19 protein-coding genes are annotated in these 20,762 nt (G+C 46.3%); 10 read left to right on the top strand and 9 right to left on the bottom strand.

Annotated elements, in window-relative coordinates; genetic code table 11:
• Entirely contained in the window at nt 1-915 is a 915-nt protein-coding gene (locus tag RBK99_RS02650; protein ID WP_317503090.1) for a peptidoglycan DD-metalloendopeptidase family protein, read from the top strand.
• A 78-nt stretch (nt 916-993) separates the two neighbouring features.
• A complete protein-coding gene (gene rpoS, locus RBK99_RS02645; RefSeq protein ID WP_317503089.1) occupies nt 994-1,962 on the top strand; it encodes an RNA polymerase sigma factor RpoS in 969 nt (322 codons plus the stop codon).
• 35 nt (nt 1,963-1,997) lie between these two features.
• Here rpoS and mutS read toward each other — a convergent pair whose 3' ends face one another.
• Nucleotides 1,998-4,595, bottom strand: a complete 2,598-nt coding sequence (mutS, locus tag RBK99_RS02640; RefSeq protein WP_317503088.1) for a DNA mismatch repair protein MutS — start codon at nt 4,593-4,595, stop codon at nt 1,998-2,000.
• A gap of 30 nt (nt 4,596-4,625) precedes the next feature.
• Between mutS and RBK99_RS02635 the strand changes: the two genes are divergently transcribed.
• The gene (locus RBK99_RS02635) at nt 4,626-5,132 is read left to right on the top strand and encodes a CinA family protein (protein WP_317503087.1); all 507 of its coding nucleotides are present in this window, start codon (nt 4,626-4,628) and stop codon (nt 5,130-5,132) included.
• A 99-nt stretch (nt 5,133-5,231) separates the two neighbouring features.
• The gene (gene recA, locus RBK99_RS02630) at nt 5,232-6,350 is read left to right on the top strand and encodes a recombinase RecA (RefSeq protein ID WP_317503086.1); all 1,119 of its coding nucleotides are present in this window, start codon (nt 5,232-5,234) and stop codon (nt 6,348-6,350) included.
• A gap of 64 nt (nt 6,351-6,414) precedes the next feature.
• On the opposite strand, the gene RBK99_RS02625 is transcribed toward recA, so the two are convergent.
• The gene (locus RBK99_RS02625; RefSeq protein ID WP_317503085.1) at nt 6,415-7,737 is read right to left on the bottom strand and encodes an anti-phage deoxyguanosine triphosphatase; all 1,323 of its coding nucleotides are present in this window, start codon (nt 7,735-7,737) and stop codon (nt 6,415-6,417) included.
• An 80-nt stretch (nt 7,738-7,817) separates the two neighbouring features.
• Between RBK99_RS02625 and rssA the strand changes: the two genes are divergently transcribed.
• The gene (gene rssA / locus RBK99_RS02620) at nt 7,818-8,792 is read left to right on the top strand and encodes a patatin-like phospholipase RssA (RefSeq protein ID WP_317503084.1); all 975 of its coding nucleotides are present in this window, start codon (nt 7,818-7,820) and stop codon (nt 8,790-8,792) included.
• A gap of 96 nt (nt 8,793-8,888) precedes the next feature.
• Here the strand turns inward: rssA and putP are convergent, their stop codons facing one another.
• From putP to pspF, 7 genes are read right to left on the bottom strand one after another with little or no spacing between them, the layout of a single operon-like run.
• Nucleotides 8,889-10,418, bottom strand: coding sequence for a sodium/proline symporter PutP (putP, locus tag RBK99_RS02615; protein ID WP_317503083.1), 1,530 nt, complete (start codon nt 10,416-10,418; stop codon nt 8,889-8,891).
• Nucleotides 10,419-10,440: 22 nt separating this feature from the next.
• Nucleotides 10,441-11,253 carry a peptide ABC transporter ATP-binding protein gene (locus RBK99_RS02610; protein ID WP_317503082.1) on the bottom strand — a complete coding sequence of 271 codons (813 nt, stop codon included), beginning with the start codon at nt 11,251-11,253 and terminating at the stop codon, nt 10,441-10,443.
• Complete coding sequence (locus tag RBK99_RS02605) at nt 11,250-12,242, bottom strand: peptide ABC transporter ATP-binding protein (protein ID WP_317503081.1); 993 nt, start codon at nt 12,240-12,242, stop codon at nt 11,250-11,252. Before RBK99_RS02605 ends, RBK99_RS02610 begins: the two co-directional genes overlap by 4 nt.
• Nucleotides 12,242-13,135: an ABC transporter permease subunit gene (locus RBK99_RS02600; RefSeq protein WP_317503080.1), complete on the bottom strand. Its 894-nt coding sequence runs from the start codon at nt 13,133-13,135 to the stop codon at nt 12,242-12,244. The genes RBK99_RS02605 and RBK99_RS02600 overlap by 1 nt, the downstream gene beginning before the upstream one ends.
• The gene (locus tag RBK99_RS02595) at nt 13,122-14,150 is read right to left on the bottom strand and encodes an ABC transporter permease (protein ID WP_317503079.1); all 1,029 of its coding nucleotides are present in this window, start codon (nt 14,148-14,150) and stop codon (nt 13,122-13,124) included. The genes RBK99_RS02600 and RBK99_RS02595 overlap by 14 nt, the downstream gene beginning before the upstream one ends.
• Nucleotides 14,147-15,775: an ABC transporter substrate-binding protein gene (locus RBK99_RS02590; protein ID WP_317503078.1), complete on the bottom strand. Its 1,629-nt coding sequence runs from the start codon at nt 15,773-15,775 to the stop codon at nt 14,147-14,149. The genes RBK99_RS02595 and RBK99_RS02590 overlap by 4 nt, the downstream gene beginning before the upstream one ends.
• Nucleotides 15,768-16,841 carry a phage shock protein operon transcriptional activator gene (gene pspF / locus RBK99_RS02585; RefSeq protein WP_317503077.1) on the bottom strand — a complete coding sequence of 358 codons (1,074 nt, stop codon included), beginning with the start codon at nt 16,839-16,841 and terminating at the stop codon, nt 15,768-15,770. The genes RBK99_RS02590 and pspF overlap by 8 nt, the downstream gene beginning before the upstream one ends.
• 190 nt (nt 16,842-17,031) lie before the next feature.
• On the opposite strand from pspF, the gene pspA reads away from it, so the two are divergent.
• From pspA to RBK99_RS02560, 5 genes are read left to right on the top strand one after another with little or no spacing between them, the layout of a single operon-like run.
• Nucleotides 17,032-17,706, top strand: a complete 675-nt coding sequence (pspA, locus tag RBK99_RS02580) for a phage shock protein PspA (RefSeq protein WP_317503076.1) — start codon at nt 17,032-17,034, stop codon at nt 17,704-17,706.
• A 15-nt stretch (nt 17,707-17,721) separates the two neighbouring features.
• Nucleotides 17,722-17,964, top strand: coding sequence for an envelope stress response membrane protein PspB (pspB, locus tag RBK99_RS02575; RefSeq protein ID WP_317503075.1), 243 nt, complete (start codon nt 17,722-17,724; stop codon nt 17,962-17,964).
• A complete protein-coding gene (gene pspC, locus RBK99_RS02570) occupies nt 17,961-18,344 on the top strand; it encodes an envelope stress response membrane protein PspC (protein ID WP_317503074.1) in 384 nt (127 codons plus the stop codon). Before pspB ends, pspC begins: the two co-directional genes overlap by 4 nt.
• Nucleotides 18,341-19,714, top strand: coding sequence for a YcjX family GTP-binding protein (locus RBK99_RS02565; RefSeq protein WP_317503073.1), 1,374 nt, complete (start codon nt 18,341-18,343; stop codon nt 19,712-19,714). The genes pspC and RBK99_RS02565 overlap by 4 nt, the downstream gene beginning before the upstream one ends.
• Nucleotides 19,711-20,694, top strand: coding sequence for a TIGR01620 family protein (locus RBK99_RS02560; protein ID WP_317503072.1), 984 nt, complete (start codon nt 19,711-19,713; stop codon nt 20,692-20,694). The genes RBK99_RS02565 and RBK99_RS02560 overlap by 4 nt, the downstream gene beginning before the upstream one ends.
• Nucleotides 20,695-20,762: the final 68 nt, after the last annotated feature.

Raw genomic sequence — 20,762 nt, 5'->3', positions numbered from 1 at the left:
ATGTTGGTATCGCCCGACGCAGTAAAACATCTTCTATTTCCACTGGTTGCAGTGCTTTTGCTCCAGGCCTGCAGTGGGCGCACATCCCCCGCGCCCGTCGATGAGCTCTATACCGGCAAAACCTATCGTGACTTTGAGCCAAACTCATTGACTGAGAAAGAGTACGAAGTTCAACCTGGCGAAACGTTGTATTCAATTGCGTTCAGAGCCAACATGGATGTCCAGGATATAGCTCGGATTAATAATTTACGAGAGCCATATACCATTTATCCGGGGCAGAAACTGAGTCTGGTTAGCTTGCCGCAGCAGGGCGCAACGTCAACAAGAAAATCTAAACCGGCCGCTAGTTCTAAAGATAATAAAGAAGCCTCTAATAACGCACAAAATAATATAAAAACGCCCGTTGCTAATACTGAACAGAAAGAGTATGGTCAAAAAAGAAGCACAAGAAAAACGGTTGCAAAACAAACCGATAACAGGCGCAGAAGTCAGTCAAAGCAAAGAATTGAACGGCCTGAGGTTGAGCAATTTAGTAATGAGGAAATCGCATGGCGCTGGCCTTCATCGGGTCAGATATTGGCTGGTTTCTCGTTGCGAGAGCAAGGTAATAAAGGTATTGATTTCGCTGGTAACCGTGGTGATTCAGTTAATGCTGCGGCGGCAGGAAAAGTGGTTTATGTCGGAAGCGCTTTGCAAGGATTTGGTAATTTAATCATTTTGAAACATAACGATGATTTTATTACTGCCTATGCCCATAATGAAAGCATCCTGGTCAAGGAGCAAGAATGGGTAGACGTTGGAGAGACTATCGCCCGAATGGGGGATTCAGGTAGTTCACGCGTGAAGTTGCATTTTGAAGTTCGTTTCCGTGGTAAGTCGGTAAATCCTAGGCATTACTTACCAAAGTCTCGCTAGTCATGTGGGAATAATAATAACAAGATAAGGAAGTTAACGTGTGTTGTAACACGATGTTCAGTATAACGGGAGCTTGTTATGAGCCGCATAAAGGAAGAATCAGTCGACAACGTAGAAGTGACGGAAAAGGAAGCTATTGTCGATAGCACAGACAGTTCTGTAGAAGAGCTGGAAGAAGCACTATCATCGTCATCAACTCAATATCAAAAAAAGATGGACGCTACGCAGTTGTATCTGGGAGAAATTGGTTTTTCTCCTTTATTGACTGCTGAAGAAGAAGTCTTTTATTCCCGCCGAGCCTTAAAAGGTGATAAGGCCGCTCGCCGCCGAATGATTGAAAGTAACTTACGTTTGGTCGTTAAAATTGCCCGGCGCTACTCTAATCGGGGGTTACCCCTACTGGATTTAGTTGAAGAAGGGAATTTAGGTCTTATTAGAGCGGTCGAAAAATTTGATCCTGAGCGTGGATTCCGCTTTTCAACTTATGCGACTTGGTGGATACGCCAAACTATTGAGCGCGCCATTATGAATCAGACGCGAACCATTCGTCTGCCAATTCATGTGGTAAAAGAGCTTAATGTGTATTTAAGGGCTGCACGAGAGTTAGCGCATAAACTGGACCACGAACCAACTGCAGAAGACATCGCGAAAAGCTTGGATAAGCCTGTAGGTGCTATTACTAAAATGCTGCGTCTGAACGAGCGCATCAGTTCGGTAGACACGCCAATTGGCGGAGATAACGACAAAGCGTTACTGGATATTTTAACCGATGACGGCGATACCGGTCCGGAAGGCGTTTTGCAGGATGAAAACCTGAAATTGAATATTACAGACTGGCTTGAGTCGCTGAATCAGAAGCAACGTGAAGTACTGGCTCGTCGCTTTGGTTTATTAGGTTATGAACCCTCCACGTTAGAGGATGTAGGACGTGAGATTGGTTTGACTCGTGAGCGAGTAAGACAAATACAAGTCGAAGCTTTACGTAAGTTGCGTGACTCTTTAAAACAACAAGGGTTAACACTAGACTCACTCTTTACGGCTCAATAAAAGAGAGTGTTAAAAGGAAGGCTCAACCTGATACTTCAGGTTGAGCCTTTTTGTTTTTGTTGCCACAGATAAAGTATATCCAGTGCTTGCCTTGGAGTGACATCATTCAAATTCAGTTGTTCTAACTCGCTACGCAGCGGATCAGGCTCTTTTTCTCGTGGTGCCGGTTGATGAAGGTCCATTGTTTTTTGCTGTGGCTCATTTAAAATGCCGTGGTGAGTGTGCTCAAGTTCTGAAAGCTTTTGTTTTGCCTTTTGAATAACATGATCAGGAACACCTGCTAACTTAGCAACTTGCAGGCCGAAGCTCTGACTGGCCGCCCCCGAACTGACCTTATGTAAAAACGCGATGGTATCGCCATGCTCTTTCGCATCAACATGTACGTTGATTGTGGCTGGCAACTCTTCTGCAAGCTCGGTTAATTCAAAATAATGTGTGGCAAATAGTGTCAGGCACTGAAGTTGTCGGGAGAGATAGTCGGCACAAGACCACGCCAGCGACAAGCCATCGTAAGTTGAGGTGCCACGGCCAATTTCATCCATCAGTACCAGGCTATTTTTGGTTGCATTGTGTAGAATGTTGGCCGTTTCTGTCATCTCTACCATAAAGGTTGAGCGACCGGAGGCTAAGTCGTCAGAGGCACCGATACGCGTAAATATGCGGTCAATGTCACCAATAGTGGCTTTGTCAGCGGGGACAAAGCAGCCCATGTGAGCCAGAATCACAATTAAGGCAGCTTGTCTCATGTAAGTTGATTTACCACCCATATTCGGACCGGTTATCATCAACATTCTTTGCTCTGGCGTGAGCGACATTGGGTTGGCAATAAAGGGGTTGTCGCTCAACTGTTCAATAACCGGGTGTCGAGCCGCTGTTAACTCAATTAAGCTGCTGTCTTTTTGCAATTGAGGGCGACAGTAATGGTACTGGTCAGCCAGTTTGGCAAAGCAGCACAAGGTATCTAACTGAGCCAGGCCTGAGGCCGTCTGCTGGAGTGCGTTAACTTGCGGCAGTAAATGTTCAAACAGTTGATCGTAAAGCCATTTTTCTCTGGCCAGAGAGCGCGCCTGGGCATTTAAAACTTTGTCTTCATGCTCTTTTAGCTCAGGAATAATATAGCGTTCAGTATTTTTCAGCGTTTGGCGACGCTGATAGTCGTCGGGTACTGATTCTGATGACTGACGACTCACTTCAATAAAGTAGCCGTGAACTCTGTTATATCCTACTTTTAGAGTCGCAATGCCACTTCTTTCGCGTTCGCGTTGCTCTAGTTGCTTCAGATAGTCGGTAGCACCGGTAGCCAGGTCGCGCAATTCGTCCAGCTCCCGATCATAGCCTGTTGCAATAACACCACCATCGCGGATTAGTAAAGGCGGATGCTCTATAACCGCGCGTGTCAATAAATCCACAATGTCAGGAAAAGGCTGAATGCTCTGTTGCAAATAATTGAGTGAGTGGTGAGACAGATATTCACGAATGTCGGGTATCTGAGTCAGACTGTCCCGTAATCGGGCGAAGTCTTTTGGTCGTGCGCTTCGTAAACCAATGCGCGCCACAATACGTTCAATATCCGCTAATTTTTTTAACGCAGCCTGTATGTCCTCAAATCCATTATTTTCTTTTAAGGCGTCAACTGCGTCATAGCGCTGGTTGAGTTCCTGATGGTTTCGAATAGGGCGTTGCAACCAACGCTGAAACTGGCGGCTACCCATTGCTGAAACAGTTTTATCCAGTACAGCAGAAAGGTGTGTATTGCCTTCTCCTATACTTTGTTGTAGCTCAAGGTTTCGGCGCGTTGCGGCGTCGAGAATGATCGCGTCCTGCGGATGTTCGGTGACCAGCGCCTGAATGTGAGGTAAAGCGGCACGTTGAGTTTCTTTTACGTAATGTAAAATAGCACCCGCTGCGGCCAGCGTGGGTTCATTGTTTTTAAGGCCAAAACCTTCCAAATGCTGAGTTCCGAACTGACGAGTCAACAGCATAAAGGCGGTTTGTTGCTCAAATTCCCAGGCTGGACGCCGTTTGCATTTCGTTCTTGCTAAGGGCAAACCGGCAAGAGAAATCGATTCAGGATAAAGCAGTTCAGCTGGCTCTAAACGTTGCATTTCAGCCGCAAGTTGTTCGCTTGAGTAGGCTTTTGTTAGCCAAAATCGGCCGCTACTAAGCTCCAGACTAGATATCGCGTATTCACCTTCCGGCTGTTTCGGGTTCAACGGACAAATGGCAACTAATAGATTTTGTTGCTTTTCCGCTAACAATGACTCATCGGTTACTGTTCCCGGGGTAACAATACGTACTACTTGCCGCTCAACCGGGCCTTTACTGGTTGCGGGGTCGCCAATTTGTTCACAAATGGCAACGGATTCCCCCATGTTGACTAGCCGTGCCAGATAGTTTTCTACCGCATGGTAAGGGACACCAGCCATAGGGATCGGCTCACCATTACTTTGTCCGCGTGCAGTTAATGAAATGTCGAGTAGCTGCGCTGAACGTTTGGCGTCCTCAAAAAACAGTTCGTAAAAATCCCCCATGCGATAGAATAAAAGCATGTCAGTATGTTCTGCTTTTATACGTAGGTATTGCTGCATCATCGGGGTATGTGATTGGATCTGTTTATCAGAGAATTCAGGCATAGTTGATTATTCTTATCTGGAGCCAGTGTTATGTTCGCAACGACGGCAATCGCGCCGAAAACCTTTAAACTCGCGGAACAAGTCGGTGTTAGTCTACAGCAAAAACAGCAGACAGTGTGCACGGCAGAATCTTGTACCGGAGGGGGAATAGGATACGCTATTACCGAAGTGGCTGGAAGTTCTGCTTGGTTTAATGGTGGATTAATCACCTATACTAATGCGCTCAAGCAAAAGCTGTTGTCAGTTGAGGATAGTGTGCTCGAAAAATATGGGGCGGTATCGCAGGCTTGTGTTGAACAAATGGCGGTTGGAGCCCTAGAGGTTTGCAACTCTGACTGGAGTATTGCGGTAAGTGGTGTTGCCGGACCTGGAGGGGGAACAACGGATAAGCCCGTTGGTTTGGTCTGGATGGCTATAGCTCATCAAGAAAATTGCTGGGCCTGGCACGAACATTTTGCCGGAGAGCGCACTCAAGTGCGTTTAAAAACTCTCGATTCTGCTTTAAGAAAACTTATAAATATAATTGAATTACAGTGACTTAATTTTGATTTAGTGAAAAAAGAAGAACAACGCTTGATACTGTGAATCTGTACAGTATACTGTTTATAAAACCAGTAATTAATAACGGAGCTTATAATGAGCAATGATCGTCAAAAGGCGTTAGATGCAGCGCTCGGACAAATCGAACGTCAATTTGGTAAAGGTTCTATCATGCGTCTGGGCGATAACCAGACCCTGGATATTGATTCTGTTTCAACCGGTTCGTTAGGGTTGGATATTGCTCTTGGTATTGGCGGCCTGCCCTTTGGTCGGGTTGTTGAAATCTATGGCCCGGAGTCCAGTGGTAAAACGACCATGACCCTGGAAGTGATAGCTGAAGCCCAGAAAATGGGTAAAACGTGCGCTTTCGTTGATGCTGAGCACGCATTGGATCCTATTTACGCAGAAGCGTTAGGGGTTAACGTAGACGATCTATTAATATCGCAACCCGACACGGGTGAACAGGCATTAGAAATTTGCGACATGCTGGTTCGTTCTGGGGCCGTTGATATTGTTATTGTTGACTCGGTTGCTGCTCTGACACCAAAAGCGGAAATTGAAGGTGAAATGGGGGATAGCCATGTTGGCTTGCAAGCTCGTTTAATGTCACAAGCATTACGTAAGCTTACCTCGAACATTAAAAAATCAAACACGATGTGCATTTTTATCAACCAAATTCGCATGAAGATTGGTGTCATGTTTGGTAACCCTGAAACCACAACAGGTGGTAATGCTCTGAAGTTTTATTCTTCGGTTCGTCTCGATATTCGCCGCACTGGAGCCTTAAAAGAGGGCGATGAAGTTGTGGGTAACGAAACTCGCGTTAAAGTGGTTAAAAACAAGGTTGCACCTCCATTTAAAGAAGCGCATTTCCAAATTATGTACGGCAAGGGCATTTCTAAAGAAGGTGAGCTTATTGATTTAGGCGTTAAGCACAAAATGGTTGATAAAGCCGGTGCGTGGTATAGCTATAACGGCGATAAAATTGGGCAGGGTAAAGCAAACTCTATGAAGTTTTTGCAAGACAATCCTAAAATTGCTGACGAATTAGAAGGCCGTATACGCGAGTTGCTATTATCAAAACCCGCCAAAAGAACGAAAGAAGACAGAGAAGCTGAGCGAGCTGCCGCGAAAGAAGAAGCTTCCGGCGACGCTAAAAATGAAAAGAAAGGCGCAGCGAAAAATAGCGAAAAAGATGATATTAGTCTGTCATAAAACGACGTTTTTGACTGAAAGTAAGAAGCCGGAGTTTATTGCTCCGGCTTTTTTCTATTTAGAGTTACTGAAACGCACTTTTCGGCGAGCTGGCGGAAAATAGTTCCTGGTACAACTTTGCTGCGTAGCCATCGGTCATTCCAGAAAGGTAATCTGAAATAACTCGTAAAGCGTTGCCACCCTGTTGTTGCTGTTGCATATAACGTAAACGCGTATTCTCTGGGAGTAAACGCTCCGGTTCTACTGCTAAAACTTCAAAGAGTTCCATAACAATTTGTTGCCCTTTAAACTCTTGAGCCTGCATTTCGGGCTTTCGAATAACCCATTTAAATATAAATTGCTTGAGTGAATTAAGAAGAATTTTTTCAGCTGCACCTAATTGAACCTCATATTGAAGAAGCGGGCAGTCGAAAGGGCTGTCCGTTGACTCAATCTTAGCGGAGGTTAAGAACCCATTAACCAAACTCCCTATCGCTTGTTTTCTAAGGTGGTGGGTGCCAGAAAAAAGGTCATTTGTTAATTTCTCCGCGCTAAAGTTAGGCAACTCAGGGTCAAGCTGTCTTAAATCGGGAAGCATATTATCTTCCCAGTGATGCCGCTGAATAAGACCGACAACAATGGCATCTTCTAGATCGTGAACACCATAAGCTATGTCATCTGCAGCCTCCATAACCGACGCATCAATACTTTTTAGGGCACTTTTGCCGTGAGTGGTTGCTGAAGGCTGCTGCAATAATGTCTGAAAGCTTTGTTTATCATTTGTGCTGAGCGGCTGGAGAACCCAGTCTAATTGTTCGGAATCCTCATCGTACAAAGCTTTAGGCGGCAGCCACTCCCGAGTCGGTAGGTGACGAAAATTTGTGACGTCGGCAGGAAGCTTGTGTTGCCTGATAGCGCTGGCTAACACCGGATACTTGAGGAGTCCGAGAAGAGTGCGGCGGGTCAAGTTCATACCGTGCTGTGGTGTATAGGCTTCCAGTTGCGTGACAATACGAAATGTCTGTCCATTTCCTTCAAAGCCACCGTTATTACGCATCATGTAATTAAGAGCAATTTCACCACCATGACCAAAAGGCGGATGACCTATATCGTGTGCCAGGCAAAGTGATTCGAGTAGAGGTTCGGACAGTTTCAACTGAGCGGCTAACTCGGGATGTTGGTAGCTTAAATGTACAACCAGGCTCGCGCCAATTTGACTGGCTTCTAAGGAATGGGTTAGCCGTGTCCTGGGGAAGTCGTGCATACCAACATACATAACCTGAGTTTTTGCCTGCAATCGTCTGAACGCAGCGCTATGAAGGATACGGGCTTTGTCACGTTGATAATCCGTTCGGGTATCGTTAGGGCGCGGTTCTGAGGCGCCTGATTGGCGTTCTGTCCAAGTCATCTAACTGCTCAGTGATGTTGTTGACGAATGAATAATCATAGTACGATAGATGCATTGCTAAGAAAAGTAGGAAAAAGCACATGTCGGAAGTGAAAGTCGCTTTAGCTCTGGGCTCCGGAGCTGCCAGAGGGTGGTCTCATATAGGGGTAATAAAAGCCTTAGAAGAGACGGGTGTTCGCATTAATATGGTTGCAGGAACCTCTATCGGCTCACTTGTGGGAGCTGGCTATGCCTCAGGACGACTTGCTGAGATAGAGCAATGGGTCCAGGGAATGAACCGATGGGAGGTGTTTAATCTGCTGGATTTTGGTTTTAATCACGGCGGCATCATAGGTGGCGAAAAGGTATTTAACCGTGCAAGGGAAGAGTTTGGTCAGCGTAATATTGAAGATTTGCCAGTGACCTATGGTGCTGTTGCCACGGATTTATACAGTGGTCGGGAGATATGGCTAAGAAAAGGCGACTTATACGACGCTTCAAGGGCTTCTTGCGCGATGCCGGGCGTATTATCGCCTAAGTCCTTTGATGGCCGGTGGTTAATCGATGGAGGCTTGGTGAACCCTGTTCCCGTGTCTTTGTGTCGCGCATTAGGTGCTGATTTTGTCATTGCTGTGCATTTGAATTCACAGCTCAATTCTAAGGCACAACAACGGCAAGGACGCAGTATCCCGCCTCAAACTGAAGCCGAGCAGCTTGAGAAAGAAAAAGCCGATATGGAAGTTCAGGATAACGAGAACGGTTTTTTCGACAATATGTGGTCAGGCAGTAAAGAGTATCTCGATAGCTTTAAAGAGCGTTTTCGGAACAATGGCGAAAAAGCGCCTGGTATGTTCAGTGTTATGGCCAGCTCCATCGATATCATGCAGGAGCGTATTACAAAAGCCAGGATGGCGGGTGACCCACCCGACATACTGGTGCAGCCGAAACTGGGCCATATTGGTATTATGGAGTTCTATCGTGGGCAGGAAGCTATTGATATTGGTTACGAGACCACCACAAGAATGCGTGATTTGATTATGGAAGAAATTGAGCTTTATCGAGAAAGGCTTGGATAAGACCTTCTCTTTATAAAGATAAAAAATTCCAATAAATAAAAAAGACCAGCCACAACGGACTGGTCTTTTTTTATGACTTACAAGGCGTAATTTATTTTAGCCTCGTTTGTCACCATGGTAGTAGTCGTCAATGACACTTTCCATTTCAACAAATTTATCCTGAAGTTCTTGCTCTGGTTCAGCGGTAATTTTGCTGAAGATAATGACTGCCAGAGTTGACAGAATAAAACCGGGCACAATTTCATAGACATAAGCGGAAAGGTGCTGACCGCCGAACGTTGGTCCGTAAATCCAGAACAGAACGGTAATAGCACCGGCTAACATACCCGCTAATGCGCCATTACGGTTCATACGTTTCCAGAATAGGCTAAGAATAACCACTGGACCAAAGGCTGCGCCAAATCCTGCCCAAGCGTTACTAACCAGACTCAGAATGGTATTTTCTGGGTTCCATGCTAACCAGATAGCCACGAGTGATACCGCTAGTACTGACAAGCGGCCCACAAAGACTAACTCTTTTTGACTGGCATCTTTGCGCAAGAAGGCTTTATAGAAATCTTCCGTTAAAGAACTTGAACTTACCAGTAGTTGCGAAGAGATGGTACTCATGATGGCTGCCAGAATAGCTGCAAGCAGGAAGCCGCCAATGAGCGGGTGGAACAGGAACTGTGAGAAAATAATGAAGATTGTCTCAGCGTCCGCCAGTGTCATTTTGGTGTCAGCAACATAAGCGATACCAACGAAGCCGGTTGCCATTGCGCCGATGATTGAAACAACCATCCAGGAAACACCTATACGGCGTGCCGCTTTTACATCGCTCACTGAGCGAATGGCCATAAAACGTACAATAATATGAGGTTGACCAAAGTAACCAAGACCCCAGGCCAATAAAGATATGATTCCCAGGAAGCCAAGTATCTCTCCTGTTTCACCGTCTTTAAAGAACTCCAGGAAGTCGGGGTTTATTGCCTTAACCTGGCCAACAACATCGCTATAGCCGCCGAGTTCAGCAAAGGCCACAATTGGAACCAACACCAGGGCGACGAACATGATACAGCCCTGTACAAAGTCGGTCATACTGACCGCCAGGAAACCTCCGAAGAGCGTATACGCACAAACGACTCCGGCAGTTACCCATAGGCCGGTGGTATAATCCATGCCAAATGAGCTGTCGAAGAGTTTACCGCCTGCCACCAAACTGGCTGAGGTGTACAAGGTGAAAAAGATAATAATAACGACTGATGAGAAAATACGAAGCCGACGCCCTTTGTCATTAAAACGGTTGGCAAAATAGTCGGGAATAGTAATTGAGTCGTTAGCCACTTCGGTGTACGTTCTTAGCCTAGGGGCAACGATAACGTAGTTGAGATACGCCCCGATGACCAGACCCACTGCAATCCACAACTGTGATACACCTGAAATGTAAATTGCACCGGGTAAGCCCATCAACATCCAACCACTCATGTCGGATGCGCCAGCTGATAACGCTGTCACCGCAGGGCCTAAGCCACGACCGCCAAGCATGTAGCCCGAGACAGAGTCAGTTGACTTTTTATAGGCGTAAAGCCCAATACCTAGCATAACAATGAAATAGAGCGCTAGTGATATCAGAGTACCTGTTTCCACATTAAACTCCTGTTTTTAGTTATTAGTCAGCGATCTTAGCGCTTGTGTCGCTGTTGTATTGAATGTTCTGTTTTAAATGTTCATGCAGCAATTGTTGAACATAAGGTTGCTGCGTGTCTTCTAGTACTATGTCTGTTTTATCAAACGCGATCATTTTACCACGATATAAAATTAAGATCTTATCAGCAATGTGTTTAACGATTTGGGGCGAATGTGTTACTAAAATATACGAAATGCCCATATCTTTCTGGAGATCGAGCATTAAGTTAATAATTTGAGCTCTAACAGATGGATCGAGTGCAACCAAGGCTTCATCAGCAACAATGATCTGTGGCTCAAGAATAATGGCCCTGGCGATGCAAACGCGTTGCTTTTGTCCGCTCGACAGCATGTGAGGATAAAATTCCCAGTGTTCGCGTAACATGCCGACTCGTTGCAGCGCTAAATTGACGCGTTCCTGGCGTTCAGCAGAGCTTAGCTTGGTATTAAATAACAAGGGCTCTTCAAGCTGCTTGCCGATGGTAAGATGCGCATTAAGTGAATTCTCGCTGTCCTGAAAAATCATGCGAATGTTATTACACAGCTGAGAATAATTATTGCTATGCAGCTTTTGGCCATTGAGCAGTATATCCCCGCTAGTAGCAGCATCGACACCTCCAATAATCTGTGCAAGTGTCGACTTACCTGAGCCTGTTTCTCCCATTACGGCCAATATCTCTCCTGCTTCGAGCGTAAAGGATAACGGTTCAATAGCAACTGACTTGGGTGTCCACGGCCAGCCTTTACGAGGACGAAAGGTTTTACCGAGGTTCCTGATTTCTAGTAAATGACTCATGAGCTGATATCCACTAGTGGAAAGTGGCAATGAAAGACGCGTTGTCTTTCATGGGTCGCCGCAGGGGCTTTAACACAGGTCTTTTGGGCATAAGGGCATCTTGGCCCCAGTCGGCATCCAATAGGCATGTGACGCAACGTTGGAATTGTGCCCGGTAGGGTGGGTAATCTGGCCTTATGAGGCAGTTCCTGCTGAGTCTGTAACGACATACGGATCATTGAGTCGGTATACGGGTGCGCTGGTTCAGATAAAATATCATTTGCTGGCCCGGTTTCCATTAACTGACCACAATACAGCATGGTTAAACGCTTGGTTTCCGGCAAAATGGATGCGACATCTTGTGAAATAAGCACTACGGACATTTGTTGGCTGACCGCTAAACGAGCTAGTAATCGATGAATTTGCAACCGCGTCGAAGGCTCCATCGCAGTAGTGGGCTCATCGGCAATCAGCAGTTTAGGACGGTGAGCAATCGCAATAGCGATACTGACTTTCTGGGCTATCCCTTGAGAAAGTTCAAAAGGGTAGCTGTCCATTATGGACTCATGATCCCGGATACCAACTCTATGCAGCAATCGTTTAACGCGAGTTTTACGATCAACCCGCCGGCGCATAAAGGTGCCCCTCACATCGCCCGCTGGAATTGCCTCAATAATTTGCTGGGCAACAGTGCTGTTGGGGTCAAGATACGCGTTCGGGTCTTGAAAAATCATCGCCATATCGCGTCCGGTAATTTGTCGGCGCTCCTTTGGCGTCATAGCTAAAAGATCTTGCCCATTCCACCAAAGACGATCAGCAGTGACCTGCCAATTGGGATTGATAAAGCCAACGATAGCTTTTGCCAATAAACTTTTACCCGAGCCGGACTCGCCGACAATACTGTGTATTTCTCCTTCGGCGAGCTGCAAGTTCACTTTATCGAGAACCCTAACAAGGCCGTGGGGTGTTTGCATCTCCACGGTTAAATTGCGGATATCGAGTAACTGCATCAGCTGTTCACCCTTTCTTTTAAAGCACGACGTAAGCTGTCACCGACAATGTTAATTGCCATTATCGTGATGAACAAGGTCACCCCCGGGAGTACCATTGACCAGGGCGATAGGTAGACTTCATCCAGACTGCGGGCCAACATGCTGCCCCATTCAGGTGTGGGTGCTTGTATTCCCAGACCAAGAAAGCTGAGGGCCGCTATATCCATAATAGCGACTGAGAGTGATACCGTTAGCTGCATCACTAAGGCCGGAGTAACGTTAGGTAATATCACTCTATAAAGCAAATAGGCTTTGGAGCAACCATTTAGCCGTGAAGCGGTGACATAATCTTTATGCCATTCTTCATGAACGGCATTGCGTGTCACGAAAATGAACTGTGGTATAAGAGAGAGTGTTATAGCAAAAGCAACGTTATTAAAGCCTGTACCCAATATTGCAATAATAATCAGTGCCATAAGAAACGATGGAACGGACAACAAGGTGTCAAATAACCGTGACAGGCTCTGATATTTTATGGTTCGGTCAATACCCGCGAGGGCGCCAATGCTCATGCCAATAATGGATGACACAGCGACCATAACAATGGGGAGCCCCAAGCTGTAGAGGCCACCAATAAGTAACCGTGAAAGCATGTCACGGCCAAGGTCATCGGTACCGAACAAATAATTCATATTACCGCTTTCCACCCAGGATGGGGGCAGCGCTATCGCGTCTGAAAACTGAGCTGATGTATTAAAGGGTGCCAGCAATGGTGAGAGCAAAACGACCGCTATCATAGCCAGTAATACGTACAGTGCGGCCATTGATAGGAATCTGGCGCGATAGCTCTTCCAAACTAACTGTAGCGGTGATGGCGTTTCATCGTGATGATAAAGATTAACGTGCGGCATATTGTTCGTGCCTCACTATGGGGAATCGCCAACCGTGGTAAAGCTCTACCATGAGATTAAAAAACAAAATAACGAAGGCAAACATAAGGACAGCAGCCTGTATAATAGGGTAATCGCGTTCAAAGATACTACGAATAAGCCAATTGCCCATACCTGGCCAGTTGAAAATGGATTCAATAACAATACTGTTGGTCAGCATTAGGCTAAAGAGTAACGTGGTTTGATGTAATACCGATTGCAACGCGTTGGGAACGGCGTGTTTGACTAAGACACGCCACTCACTTAAACCGCGTGCTCGAGCTGCTTTGACAAAAGGCTTCTGAAGCATGTCCTGAGTAGCGTTTCTCATCAACCGGAGCAGCAGCATCATGGGCATAATAGCCAATATCAGTACGGGCATAATAATATGGTTGAGTGCGTCCTGCAGAGCCGCCGCTTTGTAGTCAGAGTGGCTTAGAAAAATATCAATCAGAATGGAACCGGTTTGTGGTTCGATACCATACAACGGGTTAATTTGTCCGGTAATAGGGAACCAGCCGAGCTTTATTGCAAACAGCAGTATCAATAGCTGGGCTAACCAAAATACGGGGACAGAATAACCAACCATGGCCAGGCTAATAATGGCATTATCGGTTTTTTGTCGAAATCGTGAGGCGGCAAACACCCCCAGAGGTAAACCGACAATAACCGCAACTAAAAGAGAAAGAGCAATCAATTCCATAGACGCCATAAAATGTTGGATCCCATCGGGAAACACTTGTGTGCCATAGCTGAGCGATTGCCCCCAGTCTCCTGCAAACAAATGACGTAAGTATTGGAGGTACTGAATGCCTATATTTTCGTTGCCCGCGCGTAACTCAACAATTAACGGGTAATTACTGTGAAAACTACGAATTCCACTCATATTAGTGACTGGATCGCCTGGGAAAAAGTAGTTGAGGCTAAAACTGAAGACCGTCAGCAAAAATATGGCGATAATAAAAACCGATAAGCGTCCTATTAAATAGCGGGTCATTGTGACTTCACCTCCGCTTTATTCTTTGTTGCCAATCGGAAGTTAATGCCACCGTAGGGTGGAAGCTGAACACCACTAATGTTTTTTTGCTGTGCCTGAAAACGCTTAGAGTGTGCAATTGGTAGCAATGGTTGCTGCTGATTTAGTAAGTGCTGAGCTGACTGATACAGTGCTTTACGCTTCTTTGGGTTGGTTGTTGCTATTGCACTGTACAGCAATTGATCAAAGCCTGGATGGCACCAGTTTGCGCGATTGCCCCCGGTGGCGACGGCAGCACAGCTTAGCAAAGGACGGAAAAAATTATCCGGATCGGCATTGTCTGCATACCAACCGATAAGTACGGTATCGTGTTCGCCTCTGGAAAGCCGGCGGCGGAAAGTATTCCATTCATAGGTAACAATCCGGGCGGATACACCAATTTGGGCTAGATCGGACTGCATTAATTCCGCCATTCTACGTGCATTTGGATTGTACACTCGTTGCACCGGCATCGCCCAAATATTGATGTTTAAGTCTGAATAACCTGCTTCTTGCAGCATTTTCCTTGCTTTTTCAGGGTCGTATTGGTACTGAATTCCGCGTGCATCATAGGCCCAGGACGTAGGAGGCAGGATGGATTTAGCAAGCTGCGCATTACCATTGTAGATGGTCTCAATGATGGCCTCGCGATTAATTGCGTGACTAAGCGCCTGACGGACAATGGGGTCGTCAAAGGGTTCTTTATCGGTATTAAAAGCCCAAAATGAAACATTCGGGCTGACTTCATCTGTCACAATGATTTGTTCACGATCCAGTGCTTTCAGTTCGCTGACCAAAGGGTAGGGAATAATGTCACACTCACCGGTAACCAGTTTAAGCATGCGCTTATTGGCGTTAGGCGTAATGGAGTAGACCAAATGTTTGATACCAGGGCCTCGGCGCCAGTAATTCGGATGGCGCGAATAGCGTATTAGTACATCTTTGCGGTAACTTTCAAAACGGTAAGGACCGGTACCAATTGGCAAAATATCGATTTGTCCGGGACGTTCAGCAATTAAAAGCTGGCGAGCGTATTCCGCTGATAAAATGATGGCAAAATCTGTAGCTAAGTTGGCCAGAAAGGAACTGTCGGCGTTATTTAGCACAATATCGACCGTCATTTCGTCGACTTTGACGACTTTCTGAATGAGTTCATCCAGACCGGTCGCACTGAAAAAAGGGTAACTTCCGCCACCAACAGGATGATACAGGCTGGTTTCATCGAGCCAGCGATTAAAGCTGAATTGAACATCTTCGGCATTCAGTTCACGCGTTGGCTTAAAGTAATCGGTCGTATGAAATTTCACGCCTTCACGTAAATGAAAGCGATAGCGTGTTCCGTTATCCAGGGTTTCCCAGCGCTTAGCTAGAGCGGGAACAAACTTCTGCTGTTCGGCATCATAATCAATCAGTCGGTCATAGAGTTGAGCCGCAGTGGCATCAACGGTGGTGCCTGAGGTGACTAGCTGCGGATTAAACGTGTCTGGATTTCCCTCAGAGCAATAAATGATTCCGTTTGCCAATGGCGGTGGCTCCGGTTCTTCTGACTGACAAGCAGAAACCAGGAGTGCTGCAATCATTGCTACAGTGGCGTAATGTTTAATCATTAGCTGCTGAGGCCCCTTCCAATAACTGATACTTTTTTAAGTAACCCCGTAACTGATGATAAGTCAGCCCAAGAAAGCTTGCCGTTTTCTTTTGATTAAACTGACATAAACGCAACGCCTGTGACAAGACGTCGACTTCATAGTCTTGTGATTTTTGTTTAAAGTCTATTGGCTGGTCGGCATTTAACTTTGGTATATCAATCGATTCATTACTATCAGGCCTGTTAGGCCCGCTATTAGCTGGCTCTGATGAAGAGACGTTGGTAACCGATGTTTTGGGACGGAACGGACTGTTGAACGGGTCAATCACAATATCGTGGATGGGAACATGCCCATTCCCCAATCGGTACAAACTGCGTTCTACCGTGTTTTTTAGCTCGCGCACGTTGCCTGGCCAATGATACTCCAATAATGTTTTACGAGCTTTTTCAGAAAAGCCGCTAAACAGTTCCAGTTCCATTTCGCGAGCCATGGAAATTGCAAAGTGTTCAGCCAGTAACATGATGTCTTCACGTCGCTCTCTTAATGGAGGAAGAGTTATAACATCAAAAGCCAACCTATCGAGCAAGTCCAGCCGGAATTTACCGCTGGCGGCAAGAGAAGGAAGATCTTCATTAGTGGCGGCAATGAGTCGTGTATCGACTTTTACAGGGTGGCGGCCCCCAACCCGTTCGAATTCCCCGTACTCAATAACTCGTAGGAGCTTTTCTTGAACTCGTAGCGAGGTATTAGCCAGTTCATCCAAAAACAGCGACCCTCCGTCTGCGCGTTCAAAACGACCTTCGTGCTTTTTTGCGGCTCCGGTAAAAGCCCCGGCTTCGTGACCAAAAAGCTCGCTGTCGAGTAAGTTTTCATTCAGAGCGGCGCAGTTAAGCGTTATGTACTGTTGCTGCCAGCGTTTGGAAAGATAATGACAGCGCGCGGCAATGAGTTCTTTACCTGTGCCCCGTTCACCGATAATAAGGACAGGTTTATCTAGGGGGGCAATTTGCGACACTTGTTCCAGTACATCGGAAAAGCTATTAGATTGTCCGATGAGATTATCGGGTTTTCGCTCAGGGCGCATGTCGAATGCCTTATATTATAGTTATTTTTGCTAATTATTAGTTTATTTTACGAACTCGCGCAAGTGCGCAATGAGCGTAAAATCAAAAAAACTTTTATAAAACAGCTTGTTGTAAAATAAATAAAAGTTGGCTTGATACTTGAATAATAAATTACCGAATTGTTTATTAAACCAGTATGAGGTAATTATTATGGGTATTTTTTCACGTTTTAGCGATATCGTGAACTCCAATATCAATTCTTTATTGGATAAAGCTGAAGATCCACAAAAAATGGTGCGCCTGATTATTCAGGAAATGGAAGATACACTCGTTGAAGTTCGTTCTACTTCGGCGCGGTTGTTAGCTGAAAAGAAAGACATTCAGCGCCAGCAACAACGTATGGAAAGCGAAGTTCAGGAATGGGAAAACAAAGCTGAGCTTGCGTTAAACAAAGAGCGTGAAGATTTAGCGCGTCAGGCGTTAATTGAAAAGCAAAAAGCGCAGCAAGGTGTTGATGCGTTACAACATGAAATGGATCGCGTTAATGAAAGCCTGGATAAATTAAATGACGAAATTGGTCAGCTTCAGGAAAAACTAGCAGATGCCAAGTCTCGTCAGAAAACCATCTTGATGCGTCAGAAAACGGCGAGTAGCCGGTTACAGGTTAAGCAGCAAGTGGATAGCGGAAAAGTGGATGATGCCATGCAGCGCTTTGATCGCTACGAAGCAAAAATTGATGATTTAGAAGCCCAGGTAGAGTCTTATGATATGGGCAAACGTACCTTACGTGATGAATTTGCTGAATTAGAAAATGAGGGTAAGGTTAATGACGAGCTGGAAGCGTTGCGTGCTCGTATGAGTAAAAAAACCAAACAAGACTCTTAATACAGGCTGAAGAAAATGGATATTGAATCAATCTTAGGGATGTTGATGGCGCCGATTATTCTGTTTGTTGTGGTGGTCGCGCCCATCTGGATCATCCTTCATTATCGCAGTAAACGACAAATGAATCAGGGATTGAATGAAGATGAGAGGGAGTCGCTGGCGTTACTGGCTGATCAAGCAAAACGGATCCGAGAGCGTGTGCAGACACTGGAACGTATTCTGGATGCTGACGCTCCGGGCTGGAGGGACAGACAATGAGTGTACAATTACCAAAGCGTGAGCTGCGACGAGACTCCGAACGCGGTAAAATTGCTGGAGTCTGTGCAGGTCTCGGCGACTACCTGAACCTGGAGCCCTGGCTGGTTCGTGTGGTGTTCTTCACCGGGTTAATTTTTTCCAGCGGCTTTTTCTTTGTGCTTTACATGGCGGGGTGGTTAATTTTGGATAAAAAACCGCCTAACAGTGGCCGTCACAACGTTGATGTGAAAACAAAGGTTTGGCAGGGCGGAGAGCCTCCTAGAAACGCCTTTCGCGACATCAAGCGCGAGTTTGATGAGTTAGAGGAACAGTTGCAATCGATGGAAAAGTACGTAACCTCAAACCACTATAATCTTCAACGAGAATTCAATCGTCTGTGAGCCGATTTCAGAAGTTACAACACCAGACCCGCGATGTTATTCATCGCGGGTTTGATCGTCATATACGCCTTGCGGTAACCGGGCTCAGTGGTGCCGGCAAAACGGCACTGATTACTGGCATGCTGGAGCAGTTACTCTACGCAAACGAAACCCAACAATTGCCCTATTTTTCTGTAAAGCAGCAGCAACGGCTGAATGGGTGTCGTTTACATACCAGCAGTAACTGGCAGGTTGCTCGTTTTGATTACGAAGGAGCGATAGAGTCATTAACCGGCAAAGAGCCGAAATGGCCACAGTCGACCCGGGACGTCAGCGAGATACGCGTAGAAATAAAATATCAGCCGCGGCGGGGGCTGGCTGGACGAATACTGGATACTCGCCGTTTGACGTTAGACCTAATTGACTATCCGGGTGAATGGTTACTGGATTTACCGTTACTGAACTTAAGTTATGACGAGTGGAGTCAACAGCAACAGCGTTTATTGAAAGCTGAGTTACGCCATCAGTTGGCGGAAGAGTGGTTGGAAACAGTGCAAGAAAAGGCCACTGTTGCGTCAGATGACAAGGCGGAGCAGCAACTGCGTGAGTTAGCCTCAGACTACCGCAGCTTTTTACGTCAGTGCAGAGAGCGCAAGTTGTTGTTATTGCAGCCAGGTCGAATGGTCTTACCGGGCGAGCTTGAGGGGGCTCCAGCCCTGGATTTCTTTCCATGGCCTCTGGAACAAGCAATACCTGAGGCGTGGGCAAAGCGACTGCGGGAAAAATACCGATACTATCGACAGCAGGTGATTACTCCGTTTTACCAAACGTATTTCAAGCACTTTAACCGTCAGGTGGTGTTAGTTGATGTGTTACAGGCGTTACAAAATGGTGAGCATCATTTTGCTGAGCTGCAGTTGGCTATTAACGAGTTAATGAAGAGCTTTTCTTATGGTAATAACAGCTTATTGAAGCGCCTGTTTTCGCCGGTTATTGATAAAGTGGCTCTGGTGGCGACCAAAGCAGACAGCATCGCTCCCCAAGATCATCAACAGTTGACTCAGTTATTGCGACTGATGACACAAAAACAGCGTCAGGAATTGCAGTTTGATCAAATTCCGCATCAGGTATTTAGCGTTGCCGGCATTGCGACTAGCCAAATCAAAAAGTTAAGCGACGGAACGACGGTGCTTGATGGTGTTAACGAACAACGTAAGTTTGTTCGGGTTGGGGCTCCGGAAGTGCCCTATGCGATGCCCACTGCTGACGACTGGCAACAAGGTTATGTGTATCCGCAATTTTATCCTGATTTTACTGTGCAGCACTCGCCGTTACCGCATATCCGTCTTGATCAGCTACTCGAATACGTTTTAGGAGATAAACTAAAGTGAGTGACTCGCGCAAATTAACCTATTATTCGGTGGATGAACCAGCGGTTGAGGTTTCTGACAGACGCTCTATTCCTGATCTACCTGAGCAAGAACTGGCGAAAGCACCTGTTTCTAATAAGCCTCGGCGGTGGGGGAAATGGTTGGCATTAGGCGTTGCTTTTGCACTGTCGGCGGCCTTAATTGAAGCGGTATTAATGGTACTTGAGAGACTTCAGCAGAATATCTTCTTAGGCAGCCTTTGGGCTGTTGGTTTTGGTGTTATTGCATTAGCGTTTTTGAGTTTTATCGTGCGTGAGGTATGGCTGCTGCAGCGTTTAAAGAGGCGCTGGAAGAGGCAGTCGGCGGAACCTCAACCTGAGCAGCAGCTGCACTTATTACAACATCCGGACTTAGAGCACCGCTGGCAACAAATAAAGCAACCTTACTGGTCGGCGGATGAAGAGCGTGAGCGTTTTGAAGTCGACATTTTGAGCCGGGTCGATCAGCAGGCAACGAGAGTTATAAGTCGCTGGTCAGCGGAGGCTGCGGCCATGGTCGCGGTGAGCCCATTTGCCTTGTTGGATATGCTCATAGTGATGTGGCGTAATCAACGCATGATATCACGTATTGCTGAGCTTTACGGCGTAAAACTGGGCTACTGGGCACGGCTGCGGTTGTGGCGGCAGGTGTTTGCCAATATCGCTTACGCAGGGCTCAGCGAGGTAGCAGCGGATTTAGGTGCGCAATGGGTTAGCGCGGAGTTGTTGACCCGCTTATCAACTCGTGCAGGGCAGGGCTTAGGTGCGGGCTTGCTAACCGCACGCCTTGGTTATCAAGTGATATCACTGTGTCGTCCAATGCCGTTTGAAAAGGTCAAAAAGCCAGGCTATCTAAAACTGCAAAAAGACTTACTGAGTCAGTTAAAGGGAGTTTTGCCTTTCGTCTATAAGTCTCGTCAGGCAAAGGATAAAGCGTCAGCAGAACAACAGGTGGAAAATTAGCGTTACAGTTTCTGTAAGCTTTGACGCAGCGCAAAGATTGCCAATTAAGGTATGCTCGTTGCACTCTG

Source organism: Idiomarina solivarensis (assembly GCF_033052755.1).
GTDB lineage: Bacteria > Pseudomonadota > Gammaproteobacteria > Enterobacterales > Alteromonadaceae > Idiomarina.
Note: the sequence above shows the minus strand (reverse complement) of the source record. Positions and strands in the feature narration are given on the sequence as shown.

What these genes read in the sequence shown, in the direction of transcription:
- rpoS (WP_317503089.1), top strand. Translation starts at nt 994, where the DNA reads ATGAGCCGCATAAAGGAAGAATCAGTCGACAACGTAGAAGTGACGGAA.
- RBK99_RS02605 (WP_317503081.1), bottom strand. Translation starts at nt 12,242, where the DNA reads ATGCAGTTACTCGATATCCGCAATTTAACCGTGGAGATGCAAACACCC.
- RBK99_RS02625 (WP_317503085.1), bottom strand. Translation starts at nt 7,737, where the DNA reads ATGACTTGGACAGAACGCCAATCAGGCGCCTCAGAACCGCGCCCTAAC.
- pspB (WP_317503075.1), top strand. Translation starts at nt 17,722, where the DNA reads ATGGATATTGAATCAATCTTAGGGATGTTGATGGCGCCGATTATTCTG.
- RBK99_RS02595 (WP_317503079.1), bottom strand. Translation starts at nt 14,150, where the DNA reads ATGACCCGCTATTTAATAGGACGCTTATCGGTTTTTATTATCGCCATA.
- RBK99_RS02590 (WP_317503078.1), bottom strand. Translation starts at nt 15,775, where the DNA reads ATGATTAAACATTACGCCACTGTAGCAATGATTGCAGCACTCCTGGTT.
- RBK99_RS02600 (WP_317503080.1), bottom strand. Translation starts at nt 13,135, where the DNA reads ATGCCGCACGTTAATCTTTATCATCACGATGAAACGCCATCACCGCTA.
- recA (WP_317503086.1), top strand. Translation starts at nt 5,232, where the DNA reads ATGAGCAATGATCGTCAAAAGGCGTTAGATGCAGCGCTCGGACAAATC.
- pspA (WP_317503076.1), top strand. Translation starts at nt 17,032, where the DNA reads ATGGGTATTTTTTCACGTTTTAGCGATATCGTGAACTCCAATATCAAT.
- pspF (WP_317503077.1), bottom strand. Translation starts at nt 16,841, where the DNA reads ATGCGCCCTGAGCGAAAACCCGATAATCTCATCGGACAATCTAATAGC.
- RBK99_RS02610 (WP_317503082.1), bottom strand. Translation starts at nt 11,253, where the DNA reads ATGAGTCATTTACTAGAAATCAGGAACCTCGGTAAAACCTTTCGTCCT.
- rssA (WP_317503084.1), top strand. Translation starts at nt 7,818, where the DNA reads ATGTCGGAAGTGAAAGTCGCTTTAGCTCTGGGCTCCGGAGCTGCCAGA.
- pspC (WP_317503074.1), top strand. Translation starts at nt 17,961, where the DNA reads ATGAGTGTACAATTACCAAAGCGTGAGCTGCGACGAGACTCCGAACGC.
- RBK99_RS02635 (WP_317503087.1), top strand. Translation starts at nt 4,626, where the DNA reads ATGTTCGCAACGACGGCAATCGCGCCGAAAACCTTTAAACTCGCGGAA.
- RBK99_RS02650 (WP_317503090.1), top strand. Translation starts at nt 1, where the DNA reads ATGTTGGTATCGCCCGACGCAGTAAAACATCTTCTATTTCCACTGGTT.
- mutS (WP_317503088.1), bottom strand. Translation starts at nt 4,595, where the DNA reads ATGCCTGAATTCTCTGATAAACAGATCCAATCACATACCCCGATGATG.